This window comes from Variovorax sp. GrIS 2.14 (assembly GCF_046115955.1).
Classification (GTDB): Bacteria; Pseudomonadota; Gammaproteobacteria; order Burkholderiales; family Burkholderiaceae_C; genus Variovorax.
In genome coordinates this window covers 1-7924 of record NZ_JBJXIA010000054.1, presented here as the reverse complement: position 1 = coordinate 7924, position 7924 = coordinate 1, and the positions used below count along the sequence as shown (strand labels likewise).

Here is a 7924-nt window from a genome sequence, read left to right as displayed (position 1 = left end):
ACTCGCCTGAGCTGTTCGTCCAGGCTGTCCATGAGCATCGCGGGCAGCCGTGTCCTCGCGTCGTACATGGCGTCGGGCAACGCCTTGAGCAACGCAGCATGACCCTCTGGCAGCACGATGCCGAACTCGTAGAGCAGCCCCCGAAGTTCGTTGGTCTGCATGATGCGGGTCTTCATGAGCTGCGCGCGCAACCGGTGCAGCGACAGTACGATCTGCTGGGCTTCAGCCTTGACGGGAACGAAGCGCATGCCGGGCTGTTGACACGCCGTCCAGATGGCTTGCGCGTCGGCTGCATCGGTCTTGTTGCGCTGCACGAACGGCCGCACCTTCCTGGGTGAGATGAGTCGGACCTCGTGGCCCAATTCAATCAGAGCCCGGCCCCAGTCGTGAGCACCACCGCAAGCTTCCATGACGACCAGCGCACCAGTGCGATTGGCAAACCACTCCAGCATCCTGGCGCGCTTCAACTGCAAACGCTCGATGCAGCCGGTGTCCAGCTCGACCCAGTGCAGCTGAAACACCTTCTTGGCAATGTCGACGGCAATGACGGTGCGTACCATGGTGGTCTCCGTTTGGATGTTGACGGTGGGATCGTCAATCTGGCACTTCCCGCGGCGCAGTGCAAGCAGTGCGGTAGGAGGGAGGCGCCCATACCATCTGAACATTGAGCATCGCAGCGCGAGTTGATGACATCGCAACGCCAGCATCCGCAAGATTGCCCGACTTCACGATTCAGAGCCTTCACGGCGATCGTTTTGACCTCTTTCGAGGCCGCTTTCCGCATTCAAGACGCACCTCGGGCATGGCAGTCCAACAGCGACCTCTTGGCGATGACCAGATTGGCCAGACCGAACAAGCTCAACAGCTGTGCTGTGTTCCTGGCCAGCCCCTTGTAGCGCGTCTTCCGATGTCGAAACAGGTTCTTGATCACATGGAACGGATGCTCGACCTTGGCGCGGATGCTGGCCTTCATCTTCTCCGCACGTTCGGCCAAGTACTGAGGCTCGATGAATTCATTGAGCTTGCGTCGCGTGCCCCGACGCATGGCCACGTGCCAGATCGGTCCTTGCGCTTCAGCTCGCTTGTGCACGCCCTGGTAGCCAGCGTCGCCAAAGGCCGCGTGCTCTTCACCATGCAGCAGTGCGCCAGCAACGTTGATGTCGCTCACATTGGCGGCCGTGCCCACCACCGTATGTACGAGGCCCGACTGCGCGTCCACGCCGATGTGCGCCTTCATTCCAAAGTGCCATTGATTGCCTTTCTTGGTCTGATGCATCTCCGGGTCGCGCGTGTTGTCTGCGTTCTTGGTCGAGCTTGGAGCCGCGATGATGGTCGCGTCCACGATGGTGCCGGCACGCATCAAAAGGCCCTGCTCGGCGAGGTGGGCGTTGATCTCTTCGAACATCGCCTTGGTGAGGTCGTTGTCCAACAGCAATCGCCTGAATTTCAACAACGTGGTGGCGTCGGGCACTGATTCGCGCGACAGGTCGATGCCCACAAAGTCGCGCAGTGCCTGGCTGTCGTACAGCGCGTCTTCCAGCGCTTCGTCGGCCAGGCCGTACCACTGCTGCAGGCAATACATGCGCAGCATCCGGGGCACGCCGATCGGCTGACGGCCCACACGTCCACTGGTCGGATACAGCGGCTCGATCACGGCAACTAAGCGGCTCCAAGGCACGACACGCTCCATCTCGGCGAGGAAGTTCTCGCGGCGCGTTCGCTTCTTCTTCAATGCGTACTCGGCGCTGGCAAAGCTGCGTTGGTTCATGTCCGTTGCCCTCGTAATCTGGTCCTCTCATGCATGCATGAGGCGTGCCGGGATCTATCAATAAATCAGCGTCTCCCTAGAAAGCTCTTAACCACTTTGAGCTTGAACTCTGTCTCGTACTTCTCCATGGGACTCCTTGAAGTTCGTCCAACTTCTGGGGGTCAGTTCAAAGCCGGGGCGATTCAGTTAGGCGTGGGTGCGGGTGGGCTGGCTATGCTGTGCGCCATGCCCGCGCACGAGGCTGAGGCTGAGGCTGAGGCTGAGGCTGAGGCTGAGGCTGAGGCGATCATTGACGCCAACGGCCACCGCTACGAAAAGTTCCCATCTTTCACGGCCGGCTGCTTACGCGAGGCGGTGGCGCGCGGCCGAGGGCAGGGCTACTCCTTCCTCGACAGTGTTGTTACGCCCGGCACGGCAGCTATCGGCCTGGCTTTTCCGGCCGAGAACCTCGTCGGTGCCATCAGCATTGCCGCAATCTCCGGCAGACTGGAGCCCGCAAGACGCGAAGAACTCGCGCGCGAGCTCCATCAGCAAGTGCGCAAGATCGGGGCGGCAATGAGCCAAGCGGGTGGGCTCGGCGAGCCGGATAAGGCACTGAGAGGATTCTGTCGAGTCAAGCGCAGGCTGGTAGCAGCCAGCCCGCTGAGCTTTTGCAACATCGAGGTGATGATGGCTGAGCGCGGCATGTTCTTTGAACATTTCACGTTGCTTCGCTGGTGTTGCAGTCCTCATAGGGTGCGAGTTAATTTCCCGAGGCATCGCTTTCGTCGGGCCGTCCATTTAAGAGCAGCCGCTCGAGCACTTCGACCCGGTGACGGTGCGGTGTCGTGATGGCGTAAAAATTTTCGCGCAGTTCGCTGGACTGACCAACGGTGACAAGAGCGCCTGCCCGCAACTCGTCCTGAACAACGACTTCCGGCAGAACGGTCAGCCAGCCGCTGTCACGCGCGATCAGACGCAGCATGGCCATGTCATCGACTTCGGCCCGCAACCGGGGCGTGACATTCGCCGCAGCGCACAGCGCATCGAACTGCGCTCGCAAGGCGTGACGTGGACCTGGCAAGGCGATGTCCAGACCGTCGAGGTCGAGGGGCACGCGGAGGCTGTTAGCGGTCCAGACGCTGGCAGGACCCACTAGTGAAATCGTCTGACACCCCAGAAATCGGCAATGCATGGGCCGATCAGGGTTCGCCCGCACCGGTTCGTTTGCCAACACCACGTCGAGCTGATGCTGCGCCAGCCGCTCAAGCAGCCCTTCGAGCAGCCCCGACTCCAGCGTTAGCACCACTAACGGATCGTCCAGCAGAGGGCGGATCCAGTTCTCCTGGTAGTTGCGTGACATTGTGGCCACGCTGCCCACGCGCAATCGCGTCACGCCGTCGCTACGCCCCTGTAGGCGCCCGAGCATCTCGCGCCCCAAACCAAAGATGGTGTCGGCGTACGAGAGCACCAGCTGGCCGGTGTCAGTCAACCTCAACCGTCGACCTGCACGGCTGAACAGGGCTTCACCCAGGCGTTGCTCCAGTTGTCGAATCTGCGCCGACAAAGCCGACTGCGAAACATGCAGATCTTCAGCGGCCCGGGTGAGGTTGCCAGTTTTGGCCACCCGCCAGAAGTAGTGAAGGTGATGAAAGTTGAGCTGCTCCAGATTCATCATTCTTTTTTCATTAACAAAAATATCTTTTAAATGTATTTTACAGAATGAAGAGCGGTGAACACCATAGCCAGCAGCTCTTCATACAAACCCCGTTTATGGTCTCGCTCCAAACTTTCTCAGCCGCCAGCCTGCTTGCACCAGCGGTGCTGATGGCACTAGCGTCGTTTTTGCCGCAGCCCGCAGCTCGCCCGATTGCGGCCAGTTGGCGCCGATTCAGCGCGCTGTCGGCCACGGCCTTGATCGCTGCCGCGGCAAACCTTGCGGCGTGGCTGCTTGCGCCGCACCTTGTTCACGGCTGGCTTGGCGCAAGCGCCCTGGAAGTGTGGGTGGCTGTGCTGGTGCAAGGGCTGGGGTCAGTGATCGGCGCATTTTCAGCGCGCTACCTTCAGGGCGAACCCGCGCAGCGCCGCTACGTCTCGGCACTTGCAGCGGTGCTGGCGGGCGTGCACCTGCTGCTCCTCGCGCAACACTGGCTCGTGCTGATCGCAGCGTGGGCGGGGGTCGGTGTGGCCTTGGAGCGACTGCTGTGCTTCTATCCGGATCGCCCCTTTGCCCAGCTGGCCGCCCACAAGAAACGCCTGGCCGACCGCCTCGCTGACGCACTCCTTCTGACAGCAGCCGGGTTGGCGTGGTGGGATGTCGGCAGCGGCTCGTTGCCCGCGTTGTGGCGGCAGTTGGCGCAGCACGGTGCATCTTCGGCGCTGCAGTTCAGCGCGGTTGCTTTGGTACTGTCTGTCGTTCTCCGTATGGCGTTGCTGCCAGTCCATGGCTGGCTGATCCAGGTGATGGAGGCGCCCACCCCGGTGTCTGCGCTGCTGCATGCAGGCGTGGTGAATCTGGGCGGTTACGTGCTGATCCGCTTTGCACCGTTGCTGGATGCCGCGCCGGCCGCACGTTGGCTGCTAGTGGTCTTCGGGCTCGTCTCGGCGCTGCTGGCAGGTCTGGTGATGCTCACGCGCATTAGTATCAAGGCGCGACTGGCGTGGTCCACCGTGGCGCAAATGGGCTTCATGGTGCTTGAGTGCGGCGTAGGCATGTACACGTTGGCAGCGCTGCACCTCATTGGCCATTCTCTGTACAAGGCGCACGCCTTTCTTTCGGCGTCGTCGGTGGTGCAACTCAGCAAGTTGCGAATGATGAGTGGCCGCAAGCCGCCCTCCCTTTTGAGCTTGTTACTGGCACCAATATGGGCACTTGCCATCGTGGCGGTAATGCAAATGGTGAGCGCCAGTTTGGCGTGGCCTTGGTGGTGGACAGGCGTGATGGCGCTGGCCTGGGCGCCGCTGATGTGGTTGCCACGCACGCACGATGGCGCATCCACCCGTGCGCTGTGGCAAGTGCTGGGGGCCACAGCCATGGTCGCAGGCCTTACCGCACTGGCGTTGCTGACCCACCTGCTACCGCTGGGCGTGACCGACGCACCGAACGCGGCAAGCGGCGTCCTCGCGGGGATGGGCATGGCGTCGATGTATTTGTGCCTCGTTGCGCTGCAGTTGCGACCCCAGACGATGGCGACTGCCAGGCGCTGGAGTTACGCCGGTTTTTATCTGGACGAGCTCTACACCCGACTGGCCCTTTGGCTGTGGCCAGCCCGCTGGATGACCACACGCGACAGCCCGCTAGCCAACCCGCCTCACGGCTCATGCAAAGGCAGTCCCCAATGAAACGCGCGCTATCCCTGCAACCGGAGCACCCAAAGCCATGAACCACGACACGAACGCTGCCCACACCAACAGGTCCAACTTGCCACCGTGCGATATCCTCCGAGACCGTGTCATTGAAGCGGCATGCGAGCGAGCCTGTCAAGCCATCGCACCGTCGTGGCCACTGGATCGTGCGATTGCAGTCAACCCGCACTGGGAGCGCATCGGTCAACCGCTGCGCCAGGTTGCGGCCCGCATGGCCGTGCTGGGTGGGATCCAGGTGCTGCCACCGCGTCAGTACATGCAGCAGGCGTGGCGCGAGGGGCGTATCGGCGCCGCAGACCTGGCTTACGCTCTGACGACGCTGCCCGCAGCGCAAGCGGCTGGATTGACGGCCACGGACTGCCTGCAGGCGCTCTCAGCCACGCCGGACGCGCCGCGTCTACCGCTGCTGATTGATCTTCTGGACAATGATCCAAAGCGCCACAACCGGCTGTGCTGGCGGCAAGCCATCACCCATCAGGTCAGTCAGACCTGCGCTGCCTACTTCGACGAGCATCAGGCGGACTGGCAACCACAGCGGGAACAAGGTCTGTACGCGTTCTGGCGCGACACCTTGACGAACGACCACGGCATCGGCGTGCTGATGGGATTGCCCGATCTGGGCCGGTCGGTTAGCGCGCTGCCTGCCACGCGCGCCGAAGCGGAGCAGTGGGTGCTGCAACGGCTCGGCTTGCCAGACCAGGTATGGGCGAACTATTTTGAAGCGGTGCTGCTCACCGTCAACGGTTGGGCATCATGGTGTGCTTACCTCGGCTGGCAGGCCCGCTTGCAGGGTCGGACGGACCCGAACCTGCGCGACTTGCTGGCGATCCGGCTGGCGTGGGGAGCGATCCTGCTGGATTGCAAGGGCGATGGCGATGCACGGCAGGCCTTCGCCACCCTGCAGGCGGAATGGCATCGGGCGCTGACATCGCTGGAGGATGCAGAAGCCGCACTGCTCGTCGACGAGGTATGGCAACTCGCGCTGGAGACCGGCCATCAGCGCCAACTGGCGAGCAAGCTTTTGTCCGTCGGCTACCGCGCTGAAGTTCACGCTTCGCCGGCGGTCGAGGTGCAGGCCGCTTTTTGCATCGACGTGCGCAGCGAGCCGCTGCGGCGTGCGCTAGAGGCTGTCTGGCCCGCCATCCAAACGATCGGGTTCGCGGGGTTCTTTGGACTGCCTGCCGCCTACACGCCACTGGCCACGCAAGCGCGCAGGCCACAACTGCCAGGCCTTATGGAACCCGCCGTCGAATTGGTGGACCGCATCATTCCTGTGCCAGCGGCGCAAGCTGCCGACGCGCGCTTTAACGAGCACGCACTGACCGTGGCGGCGCGCAACGCCCGCGAACAATGGTTCGTCCGGTCCGGGCAGTGGCTGGCTGCCAGGCACTGGCCCGGTGCGGCGTTCAATTATGTTGAGGCAGCCGGCGTGGGATATGCCGGCAAGCTGGTGCAGTGGCTGAGTCCCTCAACGCGATCCCGCCCGCGCGACGATCTGGCTGGCCTGCCGTCCCGCTACCGGTCGATTTGCCGCCCTGGCCTCGTTGGACTAGACACTGAGGCCAAGGTTGTATTGGCTGCGCGCGTGCTGCACGCCATGGGCCTCGACCACGACCTCGCGCCGCTGGTACTGCTAGTCGGTCATGGCAGTCACACTATTAACAACGCCCATGCTGCAGCGCTGGATTGCGGTGCATGCTGCGGCCAGACCGGTGAAGTCAACGCACGCGCGCTGGCGCAACTGCTCAACGAGCCGGCTGTGCGCGCGGGGCTGCGGGCCGTTGGAGTGGAAGTGCCGGCGCAAACGGCGTTCGTGGCGGCGCTGCACAACACCACCACCGACGAAATCGAAGGCTTCGATCTCGATCTGCTGGCACCGTCGGCCCACAACGCTTGGAATCATCTGGAGAACGTGTTTGCACACGCGTGCGACCAAGTCAGACGCGAGCGGGCTACACGCCTCGGGCTCGATTCGCGCGCGCCGCATGACGCGTTGTTGACAACGTTGCGCCGCCGCGCCAACGACGGTGCTCAGACACGGCCCGAGTGGGGCTTAGCGAACAACGCCTCGTTTGTCATCGCTCCGCGCTGGCGCAGCCAAGGTGCCATGCTCGACGGCCGCACCTTTCTCCACGACTACGACTCCACCAACGACGCAGATGGCGGCGTCCTTGAGCTGCTGATGACCGCGCCGATGCTCGTGACGCATTGGATCAACTGGCAATATCACGCTTCCACGTGCGACCCGCAGCGTTTGGGCAGTGGCAACAAGGTGCTGCATAACGTCGTAGGCGGACACCTGGGTGTGTTTGAGGGCAACGGGGGCGATTTGAGAATTGGTCTGGCCAAGCAATCGCTGCACGATGGAGAGCGATGGATGCACGAGCCGCTGCGCCTGACGGTGTTGATTGATGCTTCTGCGCAAGCGATCGAAGATGTGATCCGAAAGCACCCGTTGGTGCGCCAACTGGTAGACAACGGCTGGCTTCATCTCTGGCGTTTTGACCAGGCACAGTTGCTCAGATTCGAATTGGGGGGCTGGCACCCCCTGCAACTCGGCTCAGTGTGAAGTCATTTCACGCAGGAAAAAAATTGCTTTGCGGATACAGCAAGGCAAAGAGCGCGTGATGGCTCCGGTCTTGGAACCCATCTTGGATTGCGCGATGGTGCGTGTCACAGCTTTGATACCGGCCAGTTGGGCACATTCACGCTCGGTTGCGTATTTCGGCGAAGGTGACCGACGATTTCGGCAACGTGACCGGTTTGAGTGGTCGATGCTGAGTTGCGTGGAATTGGATTGTAGGAAGAGTG

General features: G+C 62.3%; 7 protein-coding genes. 2 read left to right on the top strand and 5 right to left on the bottom strand.

The window, feature by feature from the left end; all coding sequences use genetic code 11:
- The 4 genes from RCH10_RS26780 to RCH10_RS26765 form a co-directional block, all read right to left on the bottom strand.
- The coding region (locus RCH10_RS26780) for an IS110 family transposase (RefSeq protein ID WP_409054732.1) at window positions 1-560 on the bottom strand (560 nt) is incomplete at its 3' end.
- Between the two features lie 224 nt (window positions 561-784).
- Window positions 785-1768, bottom strand: coding sequence for an IS5 family transposase (locus RCH10_RS26775; protein WP_409054731.1), 984 nt, complete (start codon window positions 1766-1768; stop codon window positions 785-787).
- Window positions 1769-2110: 342 nt separating this feature from the next.
- Window positions 2111-2467: a hypothetical protein gene (locus tag RCH10_RS26770; protein ID WP_409054730.1), complete on the bottom strand. Its 357-nt coding sequence runs from the start codon at window positions 2465-2467 to the stop codon at window positions 2111-2113.
- Between the two features lie 43 nt (window positions 2468-2510).
- Window positions 2511-3422: a LysR family transcriptional regulator gene (locus RCH10_RS26765; protein WP_409054733.1), complete on the bottom strand. Its 912-nt coding sequence runs from the start codon at window positions 3420-3422 to the stop codon at window positions 2511-2513.
- Window positions 3423-3520: 98 nt separating this feature from the next.
- Between RCH10_RS26765 and RCH10_RS26760 the strand changes: the two genes are divergently transcribed.
- Window positions 3521-5089 (top strand): NADH-quinone oxidoreductase subunit L, encoded by a 1569-nt coding sequence (locus RCH10_RS26760; protein WP_409054729.1) that lies wholly within the window; start codon window positions 3521-3523, stop codon window positions 5087-5089.
- Window positions 5090-5126: 37 nt separating this feature from the next.
- Complete coding sequence (locus tag RCH10_RS26755) at window positions 5127-7682, top strand: YbcC family protein (protein ID WP_409054728.1); 2556 nt, start codon at window positions 5127-5129, stop codon at window positions 7680-7682.
- On the opposite strand, the gene RCH10_RS26750 is transcribed toward RCH10_RS26755, so the two are convergent.
- On the bottom strand, window positions 7674-7924 hold a 251-nt coding region (locus RCH10_RS26750), incomplete at its 5' end, for a hypothetical protein (RefSeq protein WP_409054727.1). The genes RCH10_RS26755 and RCH10_RS26750 overlap by 9 nt on opposite strands.

Excerpts from the sequence above, each read along its gene's own strand:
- RCH10_RS26775 (WP_409054731.1), bottom strand. The coding sequence starts at position 1,768 with ATGAACCAACGCAGCTTTGCCAGCGCCGAGTACGCATTGAAGAAGAAG.
- RCH10_RS26770 (WP_409054730.1), bottom strand. The coding sequence starts at position 2,467 with ATGTTCAAAGAACATGCCGCGCTCAGCCATCATCACCTCGATGTTGCA.
- RCH10_RS26765 (WP_409054733.1), bottom strand. The coding sequence starts at position 3,422 with ATGAATCTGGAGCAGCTCAACTTTCATCACCTTCACTACTTCTGGCGG.
- RCH10_RS26760 (WP_409054729.1), top strand. The coding sequence starts at position 3,521 with ATGGTCTCGCTCCAAACTTTCTCAGCCGCCAGCCTGCTTGCACCAGCG.
- RCH10_RS26755 (WP_409054728.1), top strand. The coding sequence starts at position 5,127 with ATGAACCACGACACGAACGCTGCCCACACCAACAGGTCCAACTTGCCA.